Raw genomic sequence first — 20,493 nt, forward strand, 5'->3', positions numbered from 1 at the left:
GCTGATCGCCCCGCCGCCACCCCTGCGGAACCGGCGACCGGCTCCCACTGACCCGGCCATCCGACGGGAGTCTGTGATGCGCATCCCACGCCGCGAACCCCCCGGGCGAAACCGCCGCTCACCCCGCCGCACCCCCTCCTCCGGCGCACCCGGGCGGCGGCCCGCCGGGGGCCGCGGGCCGGGGCTCCGCCGATGTCCGCGCCGCGCCGCCGCCTCCCGCGCCGCTCCTGCCGGCGCCGCGACCGCGCACCGGCCGCCGAACACCGTCCGCCACCCGTACCGGCGCGCCGCCGCCGCGCCCCCGCGCGCAGGCCGGGCCGTGCGCCGTGGCGCGGACGCCAGGCCGCACCCCACCGCTCCTCGACGCCCGGCCCGCACCCCGCCCGGTCCGCAGCGCCGCCGCATCGCCGATGAGACGCGCGCACGAGCCGCTCAGGCCCCGTCCGGGCCGCCCGACCACCTACGGAGGACGCATGGGCGAGTCGACCACCGCAGTTGAGGTGCCCCTCATCGACATCTCGGGGTGGGACTCCGGCCCGCACGCCCAGGCGCGCATCGCCGCGCGCGTGGGCGCGGCCGCCGCCGACCCCGGGTTCATGCGCGTCGTCGGCCACGGGATCCCCGGCCAGATCCACGACGGCGTGCGCGAGGCCATCGACCTGTTCTTCGACCGCCCGCCGGCGGGCAAGCTGCGCTACGCCCCGCCCGAACCCGACTCCGAACGCGGCTACCGCGCCCCGGCGGTCCCGGGGGCGGCCGAGTCCTTCCACCTGGGCACCCAGGCGCGGGACTTCCCCGACCGCGCGCTGCCCGCCGCCGTCTACCCCGCCAACATCTGGCCCGTGGGCCTGCCCAAGTTCCAGCCGCAGGTGATGGCGTGGTTCGACGCCGCCCAGCGCCTGGCCCGGCGGCTCACCCGCATCTTCGCGGTGGCCCTGGACGTCCCCGAGGGGTTCTTCGAGCCCTACACCGGCCACCCCATCGACGTGCTGCGCCTGGAGCACCGGCCGCCCGCCCCGGCGGGCGCGCCCGTGGCGGGCGACGGCTGCGCCGCGCCGGTGGGCGTGGCCGGGGTGCCCCTGGCGGCGGCCGGGACCGCGCCGGCGGAGGGCGGCTCCGCCGGCCACACCGAGCCGGGGCTGCTGCGGGTGGTGTGGGCCGAGGGCGCGCCGCTCCAGTTCGCCGACGACCTGGGCCGGTGGCACGACGTCGCTCCCTGGCCCGACGCCCTGGTGGTGCACGTGGGCGACCTGCTGGCGCGCTGGACCAACGACCGCTGGCAGGCGCCGCCGTTCCGCGCGGCGCTCCCGCCGGCGCCGGCGGGCGGTGGCGGGCAGCGCTGGCGCGCGGCGGCCCTGTCCCACGGCGCCGACTTCGACGCGCTGGTCACCACCCTGCCCACCTGCGTCGGCCCCGACCGGCCCGACTACTACGAGCCCGTGACCGTGGCCCGCCACCTGGCGGTGCGGCTCGGCGGCCGGTGGCAGCGGCTGATCACCGGCGCCTACGGCGGCCGGGATTTCCGGCAGGGCTGAGCGGGCCGGCCCGTCCAGGGCGCCCCAGCGGCGGCGGGAGGCTCCGTCAGTCGTCGACGGAGCCCAGCGCGACCGACTCCACGGTCAGGCCGCGCAACTGCTTCCAGTCGATCTCATAGCCCAGGCCGGGATGCGTCAGCGGGATGGGCGTGATGCCCTCGTGGGCGCGCACCGAGGGCCGCACGGTGTCGCGGGTGAACCGGCCGCCCGCGCCCGGCATCTCGCTGGGCAGGGTGACCCCCGGCAGCGACGCCAGCGCGGCGATCGCGGCGCTGCCCAGCCCCGACTCCGCGTCCGCACCGCACCACACCGCCCACCCGGCGTCGACGGCCCGGTCGTGGGCGCGCCGCGCCGGGGTGAGGCCGCCCAGGCGCGCCGGGCGCAGGCTCAGGGCGCTCGCCGCCTCCATCGCGATGGCGCGGTCCAGGGTCTCCAGCGAGTCCACCGAGGTGCTCAGTGCGACCGGCGTGCGCAGGTCGCGGCGCAGCCGCGCGTGGGCCGCCAGGCCGCCCGCGCCGAACGGCTCCTCGATGGCGGCCAGCCCGTAGTCGTCCAGCGCGTGCAGCGCCCGCAGGTCGGCGGGGTCCTCGGTGTAGCGGCCCCCGGCGTCGGCCTGGAGCACCAGGAACGGGAAGCTCTCCTGCACGGTGCGCACCACGTCGATGTCCCAGCCCGGGCCGATCTCCAGGCGCACCCGGCGGAACCCGGCGCCCACCTGCCGGTTGACCTCGCGCACCAGCGACTCATCGGAGGGCTGGCGGCGCACCGTGGTGCCGGCGGTGAAGGCGGTGCGCTCGCCGCCCAGCGCGTGGGAGAGGGGCGTGCCGCGCCGCCGGCTCCACAGGTCCCAGCAGGCGGTGTCCAGCGCGGCGGCCACGGCCGGCTGCCAGGCCAGGCCGGCCCAGGCGGCCTCGGTGTCGGTGGGGCGGTGCCAGGAGTGCCCGAGCAGCGCGGGGGCGTAGTCCTCCAGGAGCGCCCGCCACCGCTCGGCGTCGGCCTGGGGGACCTCGCCCCAGCCGGTGCCGCCGCGCTCGTCGCTGACGCGCACCAGGGCGTGCCGGGAGAATTCCTGGCGTGTCTGGACCGCGCCGCGCGAGCGGTGGGCCAGGGGCAGCCGGACCAGGGTGGCGTCGACCCCCGCGACGCGGGTGAGGATGGCCGGTTCGGTGCGTGACACGCGTGCTCCGTCTCGATGCGCGGGAGTGGATGGGCGGGGCGGCTCGGCGAAGGCGGGCGCCCCGCCCTCTCGAAACTATCCGCAAAGCGCGATTAGTCCACCGGCGGCCGCCGCCGGGTGCCGCGCCACGCCGACGCGCGCCCCATCGGGCGGGCCGGCGGGCGTCGCGGAGCCGCCCCGCCCGAACCGGTGGCGGGGGCGCGCCGCCCTGGCTAGGGTGTGACCTGCGACTACCCGGTGTGCACGACCCATCACGAGAAGGAGGCGTCTGATGCGCCCTCGTCCCGCCCGCGCGGTGCGGACCCTCGGCTGCCTGGCGGCCGCCGCGGTCCTGGCCGCCGGGGCCGTCCCGGCCCACGCCGCGACCGGTGTCCTGGCCCTCAACGGCGCCGAGCACCGCGACCCCCGCGGCTGCCTGCCGCTGGAGTCCGTCCCGGCCGCCGTGGACAACCGCACCGACGAGACCGTGTTCGTGCTCAGCGGCGCCGACTGCACCGGCGAGGTCACCGCCGTGCTGCTGCCGGGCGAGGCCGACCCCGCCGTGCGGGGCGCCGGCGTCTACGCCCCCTGAACCGCCCGGGCCGAACCGCCGGGCACCGCCCGCGCCTCCTTGACCGCCTCGAACACCACCGACCCCGGCAGCATCCGCCGCCGGGCCGCCCCGAACCGCAGGGCCATGGCCTCCTCGACCCGCGCGAGCTGCTCGGGGGTCAGCCGGAAGCTCTCGGGGAACCGGTGCCAGGTGATGACCGCCCGGCCGCCGGGGCGCAGCACCCGGTGGAACTCCGCCATCCCGGGGTCGAGGTAGGGCCACATGGCCACGGTGTTCACCGACAGCACCAGGTCGAACGCCGCGTCGGGCTCACCGGTGTCGGCGGCGGTGCCCCGGTGCAGCCGCACCCGGCCCGCGCGCACGGCGGCGGCGTTGCGCCGGCGCGCCATGGCGACCATCTCGGGTGAGGGGTCCACCCCCGTCACGCTCAGCCCGGGGACCTCGGCGAGCATGCGCACCAGTACCCCGGGGCCGTGGCCGACCTCCAGCACCCGGCGGCACCCGGCCACCCCGGCGGCGCGCAGCACCTCGGCGTTCTGCGCCCGGTTGGTGACGGCCAGCACCCAGCCCGCCGCCCGGCCCAGCGGTCCCCGGGGAAGGGCGAAGGGGTTGGATCCGGGCGGCTGCCCCGTCCACAACTCGCGCTCGGCCATGGTCGCCCCCTCGCCGCCCGGTGTCCGGCCGGTCGGACACCGCCGACCGTGGGGAGACGCTACCCCGCAGGCGGCGCGGCCCAACCCCGCCAGGGGAGGCGCCGCGCCGTGCGGTGGCGGGTTCGCTCAGCCCGCCAGGACCTCGGTGATCGTCGCGGACTTCAGGCCGTGGGCCTCGGCGACGGCCTCGTTGGTCAGCACGCCGTCGAAGGTGTTCAGCCCCAGCGCCAGCGCCGGGTCCTCGGCCAGCGCCCGCCGCCAGCCCTTGCCGGCCAGTTCCACCACGTAGCGCAGGGTGTCCTTGGTGAGGGCGCGGGTGGAGGTGTTGGGCACCGCGCCGGGCATGTTGGCCACGCAGTAGAAGACGGTGTCGTGCACCGCGAACACGGGGTCGGCGTGGGTGGTGGGGCGGGAGTCGGCGAAGCAGCCGCCCTGGTCGATGGCGATGTCGACCAGCACCGCGCCCGGCCGCATGCGCGAGACCAGGTCGTTGGACACCAGTTTGGGCGCCTTGGCGCCGGGCACCAGCACCGCGCCGATGACCAGGTCGGCGTCGAGCACCGCGCGCTCCAGTTCCAGCGCGTTGGACACCACGGTGCGCACGCGCCCCTGGTAGACGTCGTCGGCGTGGCGTAGCTTGGCGACGTTGAGGTCCAGCAGGGTGACGTCGGCGCCCATGCCCACCGCGATGCGGGTGGCGTTGAGGCCGGAGACCCCGGCGCCGATCACGGTGACGCGCGCGGGGCTGACCCCGGGCACGCCGCCCATCAGCACGCCGCGGCCGCCGTTGGGGCGCTGGAGGGTGGCCGCGCCCACCTGGGGGGCGAGCCGGCCGGCGACCTCCGACATCGGCGCCAGCAGCGGCAGGGAGCCGTCGGGCAGTTGCACGGTCTCGTAGGCGATGCCGGTGACGCCGCGGTCCAGCAGCGCCCGCGTGCAGTCCTCGGAGGCGGCCAGGTGCAGGTAGGTGAACAGCGTCTGACCGCGGCGCATGCGGTGGTACTCCTCGGCCACCGGCTCCTTGACCTTCAGGACGAGGTCGCCCTCGGCCCAGACGTCGTCGGCGGTGTCGAGGATGCGGGCGCCGGCGGCGGCGAACTCCTCGTCGGTGATCGAGGAGCCCAGGCCCGCACCTCGCTCCACGGCGACCGAATGGCCGCGGGTGACCAGTTCGTGGACTCCGGCGGGGGTGATGGCAACCCGGTATTCGTGGTTCTTCACTTCTCGGGGCACGCCGACGCGCACGGGGCTCCTCCTCGTATCGTCATTGACACCTCTTCACTGTGGCGTGCCCGCCGCAGGGGCGGCCATCTCCAACATGGCTGCTGATTTCACGTCTTGTTGACATGGTGTAATCCGCGCGACCCGCGCGCGGGGGCGGGGTCGCGCACCGTCACGGAGCGGCCACGGCGGAGCCCTCGGCGGCCGGGCGCACCCCGCCCGGACCCGCCGGGCGGGTGAACACCGGGCGCCCGGCGACCCAGGTGCGCTCCACCCGCCCGGTGAGGACGCGGCCCGCGTACGGGCCGGGGTCCGCCTGAGGGACCTCGTGGCGGGCGTCGGGGTCGAAGGCCACCAGGTCGGCGTCGCAGTCGGGCGCCAGCCGGCCCTTGTGCCGCATGCCGACCAGGTCGGCCGCCGCGGTGGAGGTCCAGCGGGAGAGGTCGGCGAGGTCGCACCCCCGGCGGCGGGCCGCCGTCCACAGCGCCGGCAGCGTCCAGGAGATCCCCGCCACCCCGGTGCCGGGCCGGTGGCCCGAGCCCACGGTGGTGATGGCGCAGTCGCCGCGCTCCAGCAGCACCCGCCACAGCGCCTCGCGGTTGGTGCCGGCGCGCAGCGGCGGGCGGCAGGCGTGGGAGGCGGAGTCGTCGGGCACCTGCTCGGCGGGCAGGCACAGGTAGTGCGGGCAGGTCTGGGCGCTCACCGCGACCCCGATCGCCCGCGCCCCGGCCAGCACCGCCGCGCACTCGGCGGCGGTGAAGGGGGAGATGTGCGCCTGGGTGCCGGCCATGCGGGCGGCCGAGATGACCCGCTCCAGGCCGCGCCGCTCGGCGCGCGGGGGGCGGGCCGCCAGCAGGGCGACGTTGCCGGGGCCGGCGGGCGCGGCGAGTTCGGCGGCGTCCTCGGCGTGCACCAGCAGCGGGACCTCCATGGCGGCCAGTTCCACCATGGCCTTGCGCAGGCGGTGGTCGTCGAGCGGGCGGGTGCCGGCGCCGGCGCCGTCGGACAGCGAGCAGTGGAAGGCCACCACCCCGGCGGCGCGCAGGTCGGCGAGGTCGGCGGGGGTGCTGGAGGCGGTGATGCCGCCGAGGAAGGCGACGTTGACGGCGGCCTCGGCGGCGGCGGCCAGGTGGACGGTGAGCGCGGCGACGTCGGTGACCGCCGGTGAGGCGGGCGCGGCGGCGGCCACCAGGGTGGTGACGCCGGCCCGCGCGGCGGCGGCGGCGGTCTCGGCGTAGCCCTCGCGCAGGGTGCGGCCGGGCGCCTGCACGGCGGCGTCCAGGTCCACGGCGCCGGGCAGCAGGGCGGTGTCGCCGAGGTCGACCCGGGTGCGGGCCGGGAGGGGGCGGTCGTAGGCGGTGACGGCGGTGATGCGGCCCGCGCGCACGGCGACCGCCGCCGGAGCCACCCCTTCGGGCGTGACCACGCGGCGCGAGCGGATCACGGTGTCGATATGGGGCATCTGAATCCCCTTCGTAGTTCTCTGGCGAAATTCGTGCGCGGTGCGGCGTATGTCGCCTCCGGTGCCCGGAGTGGGTGTCGCACTCCTCACACGTGCGGCGATTGTTCGACCGTATCGCGATCGCGGAGGGCCGTCGGGGCCGTTGTCCAGTAACGCGCCGGGTGACGTGCGCTGTTGTCGGTAATTCAGGGCTTTTTCCAGTGGAATGTCGGTGTTTTCCAACAGGCCCGAAATCCGTTATCGGGCGCGCCCGAGGAAGCGCAATTGCGGCCAGGGGATAGCGCGCCGTATTTTGACCGAAGGACGGGCCGGGGGCGGTGATTCGCCGGCGGGAAGGCGCGCGCCCGCCCGTTCGCGGCGCCGCCCCCGGCACCCGGCGCGGCCCGCCCCGGCCGCCACGGGGCGCGGGTCGCGCTTGTGCCCGGGGCCGCCATGGGGTGGAGTGGGTCCGTGGCGGCGCCGCCCGCCACCCGGTGCGACGGAAGGGGCGGCGGAATGCTCCTGGGACTCCCGCGGCGCGCGGTGCGCCGGACCGGCCCTCCGGGCGGCCCCGCGCCGCCCGCGCGGGCGCGGGCGGGCCGGTCAGCGCGCCCGCGCGCCCTGGTGGGGGCGCCTTCGCCGCCCCGCCGCCCGTCTCCGACACGCTGTAGTAGATTTATCCTGGTTCGTGGTGGTGTTCGCGCTTGAACGTCGCAGCTCTGCTCGCCGGCCCGGCCGTTCCCGGCCCCCCGTGGCCCGGCCTCCTGCTGCCGGTCCTGATTGAGGTGTCCGCACAGACGGCCGCCTGGTTCTGGAGCGGTCTGGGGGTAATCGTGGGTGCGGCCATCGCCGCCGCGGTGATCCGTCACCGCCACCGCCAGTAGCGACCCCTACCCCACGGAGCGGCACGCGTGAGTTCCCCCGGAGTCCGCGACACCACCCCGGCGCGCAGCGGAGGCGGCGCCCCCGGTGCCGACACCGCGGTCACCATCGGCGTCGCCGCGATCGCCGGCGGCGCCATCTCGCTGATCGTCGCCCTGGTCGCCGGGGGAGCGGTCACCGCCGAGGTCATCCCCGGCCTGCCCGACTCCGGCCCCCTCACCCGCTGGGGCCTGCCGGTCTCGACCATGGTGCGCGACCTCGCCTCGGCCCTCACCCTGGGCCTGCTGGTGCTCGCCGTCTTCCTGCTGCCGCTGCCCGCCCCCGCCGACAAGAGCGGCGCGCGCCCCCTGGGCGCCCAGGCGCTGGGTTACGTGCGCGCCGCCTCGTGGGCGGCCCTGTGCTGGGCCGCCGCGGCCGCCGCCACCCTGGTCTTCCAGCTCTCCGACATCTCCGGCCTGCCGCCTCAGGAGGTCCTGGGCAACCAGCTCACCAGCTACGCCGTCTCGGTCTCCCAGGGCATCAGCCTGCTGCTGATGATCCTGGCGGCCACCGCGCTGGCGCTGTTCTGCCGAACCGTGGAGTCGGCCTCGGCCGGCGCGCTCCTAGTGGTCCTGGCCGCCGCGGGCATGGTCCCGCCGGTCCTCACCGGCCACTCCGCCTCGGCCGGCGCCCACGAGCTGGCCGTCGCCGGGCTGGCCCTGCACGTCCTGGCGATCGCGGTGTGGGTGGGCGGCCTGGCCGCCGTCACCTTCCACGGCCTGCGCGCCGGCGCCCAGGACGCCCCCGTGGCCGCCGAGCGCTTCAGCCGCACGGCGCTGTGGGCCTACATCGGCGTGGCCGTGGGCGGCGTCGCCAGCGCCGTCAGCCGCCTCTACGAGCCCGCCCAACTGTTCACCACCTCCTACGGCCTGCTGATCCTGGTCAAGATCGCGCTGTTCGCCGTCCTGGGCGCCGTGGGCTACGCGCACCGGCGCGCCACCGTGCCCCGCATCACCGAGACCGCCGGGCGGCGGCTGTTCGCCCGCCTGGCCGGGGTGGAGATCGTGGTGATGTCGGCGGCCATGGCGCTGGGCGCCGCGCTCAGCCGCACCCCGCCGCCGCCCGACGACGGCGGCGTGCCCACCCCCGCCGAGTCGGTGCTGGGCTTCCCCATGCCGCCGCCCATCAGCGTCCAGACCCTGCTCACGCTGTGGCGCCCCGACCTGTTCTTCGCGGTGCTGGTGGCCGTCATGGGCGGGCTGTATGTGGCCGGGGTCGTCCGGCTGCGCCGCCGCGGCGACACCTGGCCGGTGGGCCGCCTGGTGGCGTGGCTGGCCGGTCTGCTGCTGATGACCGGCGTGCTGCTCAGCGGCGTGGCCACCTACTCCATGGTGCTGTTCAGCACGCACATGGTGCAGCACATGCTGCTGTCGATGATGGCGCCGGTGCTGCTGGTGCTGGGCGCCCCGGTGACCCTGGCGCTGCGCGCGCTGCGCCCGGCCCGCCGCCGCGGCGACCGCGGCCCGCGCGAATGGCTCAACGCCTTCCTCAACAGCCGCTTCTCCAAGGTCGTCACCCACCCGGGCGTGGCCACCCCGCTGTTCGTGCTCAGCCCCTACGTGCTGTACTTCACGCCGCTGTTCGGCGTGCTGATGGGCGACCACAGCGGGCACGTGCTCATGAACGTGCACTTCCTGCTCAGCGGCTACCTGTACTACTGGACGATCGTGGGGGTCGACCCCGGTCCGCGCCGCCTGCACCACCTGCTGCGCATCCTGCTCCTGCTGCTGGCCATGGGCGTGCACGCGTTCTTCGGCATCACGATCATGATGCAGACCGAACCGCTGGCCATGTCCTACTACGGGCAGTTCGACGTCCCCTGGGCCGACAGCGTGGGCGAGGACCAGTACGCCGGCGGCGGGGTGGCCTGGGCGATCGGCGAGATCCCCACGCTGCTGGTCATGCTCGCGCTGCTGCGGCAGTGGGCGGGCGACGAGGAGCGCCGGGAGCGCCGCCGCGAGCGGCACAGCCGCCGGGGCGGCTCCGACGACGCCGACATGGACGCCTACAACGCCTACCTGCAAGACCTGGACCGCCGGGCGCGGCGCCAGGCGGGCAAGGAGGGCACGGGGGGCACGGGGGGCACGGAGCCCACCGGGCGCACCGCCGCCGAGTCGCCGGCCGCCGAGGGCGACATCCCAGCCTGAGGCCGGGGGCCACCCCGGCCGCAGCCACCGTAGAGCGTGGCCGGGGGCGGTGTCCAGGCGGCTGCGCCGATAGCGGAATGGGGTGGCGCGGCACCGGCGGATCAGGTTGGGTCGGTGCCCATGAAGAGATTTCGGTTCGGGATCAACTGCCGCCAACAGGAGATCGACCGCTGGACCCAGACCTGCCGCGCCACCGAGCGGCTGGGCTACGACGTCATCCAGGCGCCGGACCACCTGGGCGCGGCGTCCCCGTTCGCGATGCTGGCCGCCGCCGCGGCGGTGACCTCCCGGATCCGGCTGGGCACCCTGGTGCTCAACAACGAGTTCTGGAACCCCGCGCTGCTGGCGCGCGAGGCCGCCACCGTCGACCGGCTCTCCGGCGGCCGGCTGGAACTGGGGCTGGGCGCCGGCCACATGCGGTCGGAGTTCGAGGCCGCGGACATCCCCTGGCGCCCCCACGCCGAGCGCGTGGCCAACCTGGAGCGCAGCATCGGCGAGTTGGACCGGCTCTTCGCCGAGGACGGCCAGCAGCCCCTTCCCACCCAGGTGCCGCGCCCGCCGCTGCTGATCGGCGGGCACGGCGAGCGAAGCCTGGACCTCGCCGCCCGCCACGCCGACATCGTCGGGTTCGCCGGGCTCACCCAGGTCCGGGGCGCCCGCATGGGCACCTTCCGGGTGGCCGACGCCGAGGAGACCCTGCGCCGGGTCGACTTCGTGCGGAGCCGGGCGGGCTCGCGCGCCGACGCCCTGGAGTTCAACGTGCTGGTGCAGGCGGTGGTGGTGACCGACGACGCCCACAAGACCGCCGCCGAGCTCGCCGCCGCCTACTCCAGCCCCGGCCTGGACACCGCCGAGGCCGTGCTGGCCAGCCCCTACGTGCTCGTGGGAACGGCCGCCGAGATCGCCGGCGAACTGGTGGCCAACCGGGAGCGCTTCGGGTTCAGCTACATCACCACGCACGGCGCCTACCGCGACGCCCTGGCCGAGGCCATCCCGCTGGTGCGGCGCCAAGCCGGGGAGCAGGCGGGGGAGCAGATGGGAGAGCAGGCGGAGGAGTCCGCGCCGGCCCCGGCGCAGCCGGAGCGCGCCGGAGGGGAGTGAGCGGAGGGCTCAGGTAAGGGCGGCGGCGATCCCGGTGCCCGCCGCGCCCAGCAGGGCGCACACCGCCAGCCCGCCCAGCGCCGCGCCCGCCACGAGCCGCAGCCCCAGGCCGGCCAGGCGCGGCGCGGCCTGGCCGCGCGCGGCCGCCGCCTGGCGGGCCACCAGCGGCAGCAGCGCCACCCCGGCGGCGTAGACCACCACCACGGCGGCCGAGGCCACCAGGAACGCCTGGCCGATCCCCGCGCCCGGGCGCGCGCCCCACAGCCCGGCCGCCGCCAGCGCGGGCACGGCCAGCAGCAGCGCCACGCACGCCGCGCCCAGCAGGGCCGAGGGCAGCGGCCCGGTGCCGCGCCGGCGCACCACCAGCAGCAGGCCCACCAGGGCCGCCATCATGACGGCGCCGACGACTCCGAACACAGCGATGTTGACCAGGGAATCCACCCCGTCATTATGGCACCGCGCCCGCCGCCGCCCCGCCGGGAGCGGGCAGCGCGGGGCCGGGTGTGAACCGGATCTCGGCGAGGTCGCCGGCCCGGCCGCGGTCGAGCAGCAGCAGCGAGCGCGCCCCGGGCACCACCGCCCCGGGACCGGCGGGGCAGGCGGCCAGCAGCCGCCGCCACCGGCGCACGTGGGTGCGGTGGCTGCGCGGCGCCACCTGTCGGCCGCGTTGGATCTGGCCGCGCAGGGCGTCGCCGGGGTCGCTGTCGATGAGCAGCAGGTGCACCTCCACACCGCGGCGGCGGCAGTACCAGCCCAGCAGGCGGCGCACCGGGCCGCGGGTGCCGCTCTCGTGGACCACCACCGGGCCGCCGCGGCGCAGCGCGGCGAGGATGCGCAGGTAGTGCAGCAGGTGCATCAGCGGGCGCCACAGCGGGTAGTGCACGGCGCTCAGCAGGGGGTGCAATCGGTTGCGCGACTGCTGGGAGTCGACCACCCGCACGCCGGCGCGGGTGCGCACGGTGGCGGACTCGCGGCCGGTCATGCCGAAGAGGCGGTTGAGCATCGTGCTCTTGCCGGCGCCGGGGATGCCGGCGACCAGGACCAGGGAGTTCGCGGGGTAGCGCAGGACGCGGGGCACGGGGGAGATCCGCCGGATCTGCGGCGGGCACCCCGACGCCGCGCCGGGTGCCGGGGCGGGAAGCGTCGAAGGGGACATGAGGTCGTTATGCGCCTTTCGGATAAGCGGCGGCTAAGGGTGGGTGCGTTCATGGGCGGCTAAAGAGGTCGCGATGGGCATATGTTCGGTAAGCGGGGTATGCGCGTGGAGTGCGGGCGGAGTGCGCCGTGCCGTTTCCAACGCTCCGGCGCCGCGCGGTGTGCCCGCCGCGCCCGGCGCGCGCCGCGCCGGGCGGCGGACCGAGGTGACGACGAATGCAGGGAGTTCGGTGACATGGCACGTAGCGACCGCGGGATCCCGCTCGGCCCGGAGCTGCGGGCGCCGGCCATCGGCCAGGGGACCTGGCAGATGGGCGTCCGCGAGGACCGGCGCGCCGACGAGGTGCGGGCGCTGCGCATGGGGCTCGACCTGGGGCTGACCCTGATCGACACGGCGGAGATGTACGGCGACGGCGGTGCGGAGAGAGTGGTCGGCGAGGCCGTGGCGGGTCGGCGCGACGAGGTCGTGCTCGTGTCCAAGGTGTACCCCAGGAACGCCGGCCGACGCGGCGCCCGCACCGCCTGTGAGAGGAGCCTCACCCGGCTGGGCACCGACGTGATCGACGTCTACCTGGTCCACGCGCCGGGGCCGGTGCCGCTGTCGGAGACCGTGGCGGTCATGGAGGAGCTGCGCGACGAGGGAAAGATCCGGCACTGGGGGGTCTCCAACTACGACCGGGAGACCATGGAGCGGCTGTGGCGGGTGCCGTCCGGGCAGGCGTGCGTGACCGACCAGGTGCTCTACAACCTCGCCGAGCGCGGGATCGAGTACGACCTGCTGCCGTGGTGCCGCGAGACCGCGCCCGCGCTGCCGACCATGGCCTACTCGCCGCTGGCCCAGGGCGGCCGGGCGCGCGAGCAGATCCTCACCAACCCGGCGGTCCGCGAGGTCGCCGCGGCGCGCGGGGTGACGCCGGCGCAGGTGGCGCTGGCCTGGACCGTGCGCGAGGGCGACGTACTGGCGATCCCCAAGGCGGTCGACCCCGACCACGTCCGGGAGAACGCCGAGGCCCTCGACCTGGAACTGACGGCTGAGGAGTTGGCCGCCCTCGACACAGCGTTCCCCCCGCCGCGCGGCAGCCGGCCCCTGGAGATGTCCTGACGGGGGGAACCGAGCGGGTCGGGCGGACGGGCGCAGGTGCGGGTCGGGCTCCCCGCCTAGGCCCTGCGCCTCGGGCGCGGGGGCACCAGGGGCGCCCGGCCCCCGGCGTGTGCGGTGATACCGCCGCGCCCTGCCTCCACGTAGTGCCGGCCGCGCCGGGTCGGTGCCTCGCGGACGTTCGGCCGTCGGCTCAAGCCTTCCTGGGACAGGGGCCGCCTCTTCGCCGGTGCCCGGGGCGGGTTGCCGCGTGGGGCGGTGCGGCGCGTGTGCGGTCGCACCGTTCCCGGCGCGGGGCTCGGTGACGGATCCGGCATGGGGAGCGGGAAGGTGGATCCGCGCATCGCGTTTGTTGGAGACGGCTGGGTCAGCCGCCGTGGGCGCCGCGTGGTTGTCGGCCTAGGCCGTATCCCCGTCCGTGCCCATCGGCCTCAGCCCCTGGGATGGAGCGGCCTCGCCGATGGCGTCCGAGGCGATGCCTTGCGGGGCGGTGCGCCGCGCCTGCGGTCACACCCGGCCTGGTTCGGCGCTGGTCCGGGAAGCGGGACGGTGGCTCCGGCGGGTCGCGCTTCGGCCTCAGGTCTGGCGCAGGCGCGATCCCGTGGGGGTCTTGATCACCTGGAGCCGGGTGGTGATCCGGGTGCGCAGGTCGGCCACGTGGCTGACCACGCCCACGGCGCGCCCGCCGTCGCGCAGGCCGTCGAGGACCTCCATCACCTCCTCCAGGGTGTCCTCGTCCAGCGTGCCGAACCCCTCGTCCACGAACAGCGTGCCGATGTCGCCGCCGCCCGCCTCCTGGGCCGCGACGTCGCCCAGCCCCAGCGCCAAGGCCAGCGAGCCGACGAACGTCTCGCCGCCCGACAGCGTGGCCGGGTCGCGCTCCTGGCCCGTCCAGGCGTCGAGCACCCGCAGGCCCAGCCCGCCGCCCGAGCGCGACCGGTCGCCCGCCGCCTTGTCCACCGTGTGCTTCAGCTCGTAGCGGCCGTTGGCCATCGTGCGCAGCCGGTCGTTGGCCGCCGCCACCACCTGCTCCAGCCGCGCGGCCAGCACGTAGGCGGACAGCCGCACGCTCTCCCGGTTGTCGGCGGAGGTCCCGGCGACCAGCCGCGCCAGGCCGTCGGCGGTGGTGTGGCGGCGGCGGGCCGGCCGGGAGTCGGCCAGCAGGCGGTCGAGGTCGGCCCGCAGGTCGGCGAGCCGGCGAGCCCGCTGCTCGAAGCGGTCGCGCCAGGTCAGCGCGGCCTCTGCCGCGGCCTCGGCGTGCCGCGCGGCGGCCGCCAGCCCGGCGGTGTCGGGCTCGGGGAGCGCTGCGGCCGCGGCGACCTCGGGGTCGGCCAGCACCGCGGCGACGGCCACGACCCGGTCCTCGTGCGCGCGGATGTCGGCGCGCAGTCGGCGGCGCTCCTCCTCGCCGCGCTCGGCCGCCCACACCTCCACGGCGTCGGCGAACCCGGCCTCGGCGACGGCGCGGCGGGCCTCGCGCGCGGCGGTCGCCAGCTCCTCGGCCGCCGCCGCGCGCCGGTCCAGCGCCGCCACGGCCTCGCCGAGCAGGTCGGCCTCACCGATCAGGCGCGCGATCCGCGCCGCCAGGTCGGAATCGTCCCCCCGCGCCGCGTCGAGCAGCCCGGCCAGCCGCTCGCGCTCCTCGGCGCGCCCCGCGCGCCGCTCGGCCAGGGCGGCGAGGTCGGCGGCCAGCTCGGCCTCGCGCGCCCGCGCCGCCTCCACGGCGGCCTCGGTGCGCGCCAGCCGCGCGGTCAGCCGCTCCACCTCGGCGGCAGCGGCGTCCAGTCGCGCCAGCTCGCCCCGCCGCCGCTCCTCCAGGTCGCGCGCCTGGGCCTCGTCCACCCCGCCGGAGTCGGCCCGGGCGGCGTTCAGCCGCTCCGCCAGGGAGGCGGTGGCGCTCTCCGCGCGGCTGCGCTCCGCCGCCGCGGCGTCGGCGGCGGTCTGCGCCCGCTCCTCGTCGGCGGGGGAGGGACGGTCGGCGGCGCCCCGCGCGGGCGCGGGGTGCTCGGCCGAACCGCACACCGGGCAGGGCCGCCCCGGGCCGAGCGCGTCGGCGAGTTCGGCGGCCATGCCCTCGATGCGCCGCCGCCGGACGTCCAGCAGGCGGTCGACGGCCGCCTGCGCGGCGTCCACCGCCGCGACGCGCTCGGCCTCGGCGCGGGCCAGGTCGGCGCCCAGGCGCACCACCGCCTCGGCCGCCTCGCGCTGGCGGCGGGCCAGCCGCAGCGCCGCCTCGGCGGCCTCGCGCGACCCGGTGTGCCGGCGGGCCTCCTCCAGCTCGGCGGCGACGCGCTCGCGCTGCTCGGGCAGCCCGGCGGCGCCGGCGCGGCACTCCTCCAGCTCCTGCCGCGCCGCGCGGGCGCGCGCGTCGATGGCGGCGAGGTCGGCGTCCACCGTGCCGAGGCGGTCGGCCTCGCCGCGCAACTGCTCCAGCCGCGCGGCCTCGTCCCGCCGCTCGCGCTCGGCCTCGGCCAGCACCGCGCGTCGGCGCGCGGCGGCCTCGGTGTCGTGCGCCTCCTCGGCGCCCGCCGGCGGGTCGCCGGCGAGTTCGCGCACCAGCGCCAGGCGCTCGGCGGCCTCAAGGTCGGCCTTGTCCACCTGGGTGGCGCGGTGCTCCTCGGTGCGCAGGAGCGGCACGGCCGCCGCCGCCCGCTCGGCGGCGGCCAGCTCGGCGCGGGCGGCGGCGCAGGCGGGCTCCCGCGCGGCCAGCTCCTCCTGGCGGCGCAGCGCCTCGGCGTGGCGGCGCCGCCGGTCCTCCAGCGTGCGCGCCTCCTCCACGGCCCGGCGGGCGCGCTCGCGCGCGGCCACGGCCTCTTCGACCACGGGCCGGGTGTCGCACGCCGTGGCGGCCGTGACCGACGCCAGCTCGGCGGCCCACGGGGAGAGCGCGTCCAGGTCGTCCCCCTCGGGGCGGGGCGAAGACCCGACCTCGGCCAGGGCGTCGGCCTTGCGCAGGACCGCCTCCTCGGCGCGGGCGGCGGCCTGGCCCAGCGAGCGGGCGCGGTCGGCCAGCCAGTCCTCCACGCGGGCGAACACGCCGGTGGCGAAGATCCGCTCCAGCGATGCCCGCCGCTCCTTGGCGTCGGCGCGCAGGAACCGGGCGAACTCCCCCTGGGGCAGCAGCACGATCTGGCAGAACTGCGCCAGCGACAGCCCCAGGAGGTCGTCGATGATCTGCCCGGCCTCGTCGGGGCGGTTGGTCAGCCCCCGCCACCGGCCGTCCACCAGTTCGCTGACCACCACCTTGGCCTTCTCCTCGGTGGTGCCCGTGCCGCGCTTCTTGGGCCGCTGCCAGGCGGGGGAGCGGCTGATGGACAGCCGCCGCCCGCGCACCGTCAGCTCCAACTCCACCCGGGGTGCCACGCCGGGTGCGGCGTGGTTGCTGCGCGGGGACTTCGCGGCCTCGCGCACCCCGGGCACGCGCCCGTAGAGGGCGAAGCACACGGCGTCCAGCACCGAGGTCTTGCCGGCGCCGGTGGGTCCGTGGATGAGGAACAGGCCGCCGTCGCCGAGCCGGTCGAAGTCGACGGTCTCGGCGCCGGCGAAGGGGCCGAACGCCTGGACGGTCAGGGTGTGCAGTCGCATCAGCGCGCGGCCTCCCGGTGCCGGATGTCCTTGAACGCGGCGCGCACCAGGCGCCGCTCCTCGTCGGTGGCGGGCGCGCCGCGCGCCCAGTCCACGAAGTCCAGCACCAGTTCGGGCTCGCTGCGGTCGGCGGTGCGCCGCGCCCACGCGCGGTCGTCGCGCGGCTGCTCGCCCTCGGGGGCGAAGTCCAGCACGAGCGTGTGCGGGAAGCGCTCGCGCAGCCGGTCCATCGGCAGGATTGGGCGCAGCGGGTCGGTGAGGGTCACCTGGAGCCAGTGGCCGGTGTAGCGCTCCCACTCCGCGCCGGACAGCAGGTCCTCCAGCCGGCCCCGGATACGGGCCAGCGGCCGGGGCACCGGCGCCTCCACGAAACGCGCGCCGGCGAAGCCCGAGGCGTCCAGGTCCACCAGCCAACTGCCCTTGAGGTGGTGCTCCTCGGAGAAGGAGTAGGCCAGCGGCGATCCGGAGTAGCGCACCGACTCGGCCATGGTCTGGCGGCCGTGCAGGTGGCCCAGCGCGACGTAGTTCACCCCGTCGAACACCGATACCGGCACGTGGGCGGCGCCGCCCACGGCGATGTCGCGCTCGCTGTCGGAGGGCGCGCCGCCGGTGACGAAGGCGTGGGAGAGCACCACCGAGCGGGTGGGGGCGGGGCGCGCGGCGAGGTCGGCGCGCACCAGGTCCATGGCGTGGCCCAGCACGGCGGCGTGCCCGCGACCCGAAAGCCCCCAGTGCGGCCGGGCGATCTCGGGCTCCAGATAGGGGATGCCGTAGAAGGCGACCGGGCCGTGGGCGTCCTCGATCACCACCGGGGTGCCCACCCCCTCCAGTGAGGCGCGGACGTGGACGCCGGAGGCGTCGATGAGGTCGGTGGCGTAGGCCAGGCGCGCCATGGAGTCGTGGTTTCCGGCGATCAGCACGGCGCGGGCGCCGGTGGCGCGGATGCGGCGCAGCGCCTCGCCGAACAGTCGCACCGCCTCAACCGGGGGCAGCGCGCGGTCGTAGAGGTCCCCGGCGACCACCACGACGTCCACCGCCTCGGCGCGCACGGTCTCCACCAGGTGGTCGATGAACGCCGCCTGCGCGTCGATCAGGTTCTCGCGGTGGAACGAGCGGCCCAGATGCCAGTCGGAGGTGTGCAAGAGGCGCATGTTCCGGCAGCGTAGTGCAGGGGAGGCCGAGACCGCAGCGGGGCAGGTGGTCGGCGGGTTGAGGCGAGTGAGGGCGATGACGGCGGCGGACGGTCTGGGTGGGCGGTGACCGGGTCGCGGGGTCGGTGGCGGGAGTGGGCGACGGGCGGCGACGGGGGGCGGGTGGCCCGGGGATGCGGTTTCCGTCCGGCGGGGCGGATGGTTGGGGCAGGCGACGGGGGCGGCGACGGCGGTGGGTGGCTGGGGCGGGCGGTGATCGGGGCGCGTGCCTGCGACTGAGGTGGGCGACGGGGGCGGCGACGGCGGTGGGTGGCTCGGGCGGGCGGGATCGGCGCGGCGGGGCGGTGGCCGCTCAGGCGACCGGGGCGGCGGGGAGGGCGGCGCGGGGACCTGGTCGCTGGTCTCGCCGTTCATCTGCGGTTGAGCGAGACCTTCCGATTCGCAAACCAGGCAAGTCGGTCACCGTAACCCTGAAATCTCACGTGGTGAGACGAAATTGGCCTCTTTTACCGCGAGATGCGCCTACGGGTCGCCGCATTGGAGCAAAGAGCACTTTCGTCATCCCCAGAAACGGGCATCGCGGACAAAAGGGTGCGGAAATCGTCTTGGTGTCTCATCATGTGGACACATTGGTCTCCATGGGGCCACCTCGGCGCCGCCACGGCCCCTCTTGTAAGAGACAAAAGGGGCGAATCCCAAGAACGCGCCGCGCCGAGCGCAGACGAAGCGCGGGTTCGCCGCGCCCGCCCCCTCCGACGGGCCACCCCCAGCAGACACCCGGCCGCCCGAGCGGCAAGCCGTCCCCGCCCGATCGTCGCGACTCCGGCCACCCGCCCGAAGAACGATGACCGCCCGCTCGGCCCCCCGCCTCGCCTCGGTGCCCGTCGCCACCCCGGCCGTTCGCCCGGCTGGCCGACGACCGCAGCCCCGGCCGGTCGCCTCGCGTTGGTGCCCCGTCGCCATCTCAGCCGTCCGCTCCGCTGAGCGATGATCGCCCGCCCGGACCCCGGCCTCGCCTCGGCGCCCCGTTGCCACCCAACCATCCGCTCCGCTGAGCGGTGATCGCACGCCCAGGACCCCAGCCCCACCTCGGTGCCCCCGTCGCAACCCCGCCCAACCGCCCCGAAGGACGGTGGTCGCGGCCCTGCACCCGCGACCCGCGTGCCCTGGTCCTCTCCGCTTCTTCTCTGCTTCGCTTCCCTAGGGCAGCCGCCGGGCCATCGTGAGGCCGTCGCCGATGGGCAGCAGCACCAGGTGGGTGCGGGGGTCGGCCAGGGCGTGGTCGTTGAAGTCGCGGATGGCCTGGACGTCGGGGGAGTCCTGGGCGGGGTCGACCACGCGGCCGTGGGACAGGGTGTTGTCGACCAGCAGCACCCCGCCGGGGCGCATGCGCGGGACCAGTTCCTCCCAGTAGCCGATGTAGCCGGTCTTGTCGGCGTCGATGAAGGCGAGGTCGAAGGCGGGGCCGGGCAGCAGGGCGCGCAGGGTCTCCAGGGCCGGAGCCAGCCGCAGGTCGATCTTGTGCGCCACTCCGGCGCGCTCCCAGTAGCGGCGCGCCACCGAGGTCCACTCCTCGCTGACGTCCAGCGCCAGCAGGGTGCCGTCGTCGGGGATGCCGCGCGCAAGGCAGATGGAGGAGTAGCCGGTGAAGGTGCCGACCTCCACCACGTCGCGCGCCCCCGCGACCTGGGCCAGCAGCGTCATGAACGTGCCCTGCTCGGGGCCGATCTGCATGCTGGTGAGGTCGGGGTAGCTGCGCGCGGTCTCCTCGGCGAGGTCGCCGAGCACGTCGTCGACCGGCGCGCCGTGCGCGACCAGGTACTCCAGCAGTTCCGGGGTGAGCGGTTCGGTGTGGCGAGTCACACCACACACTCTAGCCCCGGGCGCCCCGGCGGGCGTCGCTCACGCCTCCGGCAGCAGTTCGGGCCAGGGGAACAGGTAGGCGGTCAGCAGGAGGATGGCCACCGTGAGCGCGGGGGTGACGATCAGCCGCTCGACCTTGCCGTCGGTGGTGAACCCGATGTTCTGCCCGAAGCGGTACTTCCACGCCGGCCACAGCAGCGGCACGCCCATCTCGGTGGCCATGTCGCCGATGAAGTGCAGGATGCAGCCGAACGCCACGGCCAGGCCGATCCAGGAGTAGTCCACGCCCGAGGTGTAGAGGGCCAGGGTGATGCCGCCGACCACCATCGCGGTGATGATCTCCGAGGCCACCCGGTTCTTCTCCGAGCCGAACCCCAGGCCGTTGAACGCGATGCCGATCAGCAGGAACACGAAGACCTGCACCGCGAGGTCGGACCACATCGCCAGCAACTGGGTGATCAGCCCCAGCAGCGCGGCGAACAGCAGCGAGTGCGTGCCGTTGCGGTGCCCGCCGAACATCCAGGCGAACACCATGCTCAGCCACTTGGTGACCACGCCGTAGGTCTGGGTGATGGTGCTGCTCTTGGAGTCCAGGTCGGGGATCAGGGCCGCGCCCGCGCACACCAGCGCGCCGGCCACGATCTCACCGGGGCCGATGTCGAACTGGATGCCGAGGAACTCCCGGCCCTGGACGAAGGGAACGATCGCCATCCAGCCGACCACGCCGCTCAGCGCGTGAGAGTGCCCCATCATGGCGGGAACCGTAGCGGTTGGCGGGTTTTCTGGCGAATCCGGGAGGGGTTTCGGCGGGCGCGGATCGGGCGGCGGGAACGCACCCAACCGCGCCGGGTGCGCGCCCAGGCGCCGTGCGTCCGTTTCGGGCCGTCGGCC

15 protein-coding genes are annotated in these 20,493 nt (G+C 76.2%); 5 read left to right on the forward strand and 10 right to left on the reverse strand.

Annotated features, from left to right (window positions below; all coding sequences use genetic code 11):
- Window positions 1-473: 473 nt before the first annotated feature.
- Window positions 474-1,535, forward strand: coding sequence for a 2-oxoglutarate and iron-dependent oxygenase domain-containing protein (locus LG943_RS19875; protein WP_270073830.1), 1,062 nt, complete (start codon window positions 474-476; stop codon window positions 1,533-1,535).
- Between the two features lie 46 nt (window positions 1,536-1,581).
- Here the strand turns inward: LG943_RS19875 and LG943_RS19880 are convergent, their stop codons facing one another.
- Window positions 1,582-2,712, reverse strand: a complete 1,131-nt coding sequence (locus tag LG943_RS19880; RefSeq protein ID WP_270073831.1) for an enolase C-terminal domain-like protein — start codon at window positions 2,710-2,712, stop codon at window positions 1,582-1,584.
- A 271-nt stretch (window positions 2,713-2,983) separates the two neighbouring features.
- Here LG943_RS19880 and LG943_RS19885 point away from each other — a divergent pair, with 271 nt between their 5' ends.
- Window positions 2,984-3,283 carry a hypothetical protein gene (locus LG943_RS19885; protein ID WP_270073832.1) on the forward strand — a complete coding sequence of 100 codons (300 nt, stop codon included), beginning with the start codon at window positions 2,984-2,986 and terminating at the stop codon, window positions 3,281-3,283.
- Here LG943_RS19885 and LG943_RS19890 read toward each other — a convergent pair.
- The 3 genes from LG943_RS19890 to LG943_RS19900 form a co-directional block, all read right to left on the reverse strand.
- Window positions 3,271-3,918: a class I SAM-dependent methyltransferase gene (locus tag LG943_RS19890; RefSeq protein WP_270073833.1), complete on the reverse strand. Its 648-nt coding sequence runs from the start codon at window positions 3,916-3,918 to the stop codon at window positions 3,271-3,273. The genes LG943_RS19885 and LG943_RS19890 overlap by 13 nt on opposite strands.
- A gap of 126 nt (window positions 3,919-4,044) precedes the next feature.
- Window positions 4,045-5,163 carry an alanine dehydrogenase gene (gene ald / locus LG943_RS19895; RefSeq protein WP_270073834.1) on the reverse strand — a complete coding sequence of 373 codons (1,119 nt, stop codon included), beginning with the start codon at window positions 5,161-5,163 and terminating at the stop codon, window positions 4,045-4,047.
- 148 nt (window positions 5,164-5,311) lie between these two features.
- Window positions 5,312-6,601, reverse strand: coding sequence for an amidohydrolase family protein (locus LG943_RS19900; RefSeq protein ID WP_270073835.1), 1,290 nt, complete (start codon window positions 6,599-6,601; stop codon window positions 5,312-5,314).
- An 890-nt stretch (window positions 6,602-7,491) separates the two neighbouring features.
- On the opposite strand from LG943_RS19900, the gene LG943_RS19905 reads away from it, so the two are divergent.
- Entirely contained in the window at window positions 7,492-9,648 is a 2,157-nt protein-coding gene (locus LG943_RS19905) for a cytochrome c oxidase assembly protein (RefSeq protein WP_408648621.1), read from the forward strand.
- A gap of 120 nt (window positions 9,649-9,768) precedes the next feature.
- The gene (locus LG943_RS19910; RefSeq protein WP_270073836.1) at window positions 9,769-10,749 is read left to right on the forward strand and encodes a TIGR03621 family F420-dependent LLM class oxidoreductase; all 981 of its coding nucleotides are present in this window, start codon (window positions 9,769-9,771) and stop codon (window positions 10,747-10,749) included.
- Between the two features lie 9 nt (window positions 10,750-10,758).
- On the opposite strand, the gene LG943_RS19915 is transcribed toward LG943_RS19910, so the two are convergent.
- Both LG943_RS19915 and LG943_RS19920 read right to left on the reverse strand, forming a co-directional pair.
- Window positions 10,759-11,190 carry a hypothetical protein gene (locus tag LG943_RS19915; protein ID WP_270073837.1) on the reverse strand — a complete coding sequence of 144 codons (432 nt, stop codon included), beginning with the start codon at window positions 11,188-11,190 and terminating at the stop codon, window positions 10,759-10,761.
- A 7-nt stretch (window positions 11,191-11,197) separates the two neighbouring features.
- A complete protein-coding gene (locus tag LG943_RS19920; RefSeq protein WP_270073838.1) occupies window positions 11,198-11,905 on the reverse strand; it encodes an AAA family ATPase in 708 nt (235 codons plus the stop codon).
- Between the two features lie 234 nt (window positions 11,906-12,139).
- Between LG943_RS19920 and LG943_RS19925 the strand changes: the two genes are divergently transcribed.
- A complete protein-coding gene (locus LG943_RS19925; RefSeq protein ID WP_270073839.1) occupies window positions 12,140-13,006 on the forward strand; it encodes an aldo/keto reductase in 867 nt (288 codons plus the stop codon).
- Window positions 13,007-13,579: 573 nt separating this feature from the next.
- Here LG943_RS19925 and LG943_RS19930 read toward each other — a convergent pair.
- The 4 genes from LG943_RS19930 to LG943_RS19945 all read right to left on the reverse strand — a co-directional run bounded on the left by LG943_RS19930 (window position 13,580) and on the right by LG943_RS19945 (window position 20,355).
- On the reverse strand, window positions 13,580-16,588 hold the full coding sequence (locus LG943_RS19930; RefSeq protein WP_270073840.1) for an AAA family ATPase: 3,009 nt from the start codon (window positions 16,586-16,588) through the stop codon (window positions 13,580-13,582).
- Entirely contained in the window at window positions 16,588-17,739 is a 1,152-nt protein-coding gene (locus LG943_RS19935; RefSeq protein WP_270073841.1) for an exonuclease SbcCD subunit D, read from the reverse strand. The genes LG943_RS19930 and LG943_RS19935 overlap by 1 nt, the downstream gene beginning before the upstream one ends.
- A gap of 1,200 nt (window positions 17,740-18,939) precedes the next feature.
- Window positions 18,940-19,602, reverse strand: a complete 663-nt coding sequence (locus tag LG943_RS19940; RefSeq protein WP_270073842.1) for an O-methyltransferase — start codon at window positions 19,600-19,602, stop codon at window positions 18,940-18,942.
- A 39-nt stretch (window positions 19,603-19,641) separates the two neighbouring features.
- Window positions 19,642-20,355 carry a metal-dependent hydrolase gene (locus LG943_RS19945; protein WP_270073843.1) on the reverse strand — a complete coding sequence of 238 codons (714 nt, stop codon included), beginning with the start codon at window positions 20,353-20,355 and terminating at the stop codon, window positions 19,642-19,644.
- Window positions 20,356-20,493: the final 138 nt, after the last annotated feature.

The sequence above is a fragment of the Streptomonospora mangrovi genome, from assembly GCF_027604915.1.
In the GTDB taxonomy this organism is placed as follows: Bacteria; Actinomycetota; Actinomycetes; order Streptosporangiales; family Streptosporangiaceae; genus Streptomonospora; species Streptomonospora mangrovi.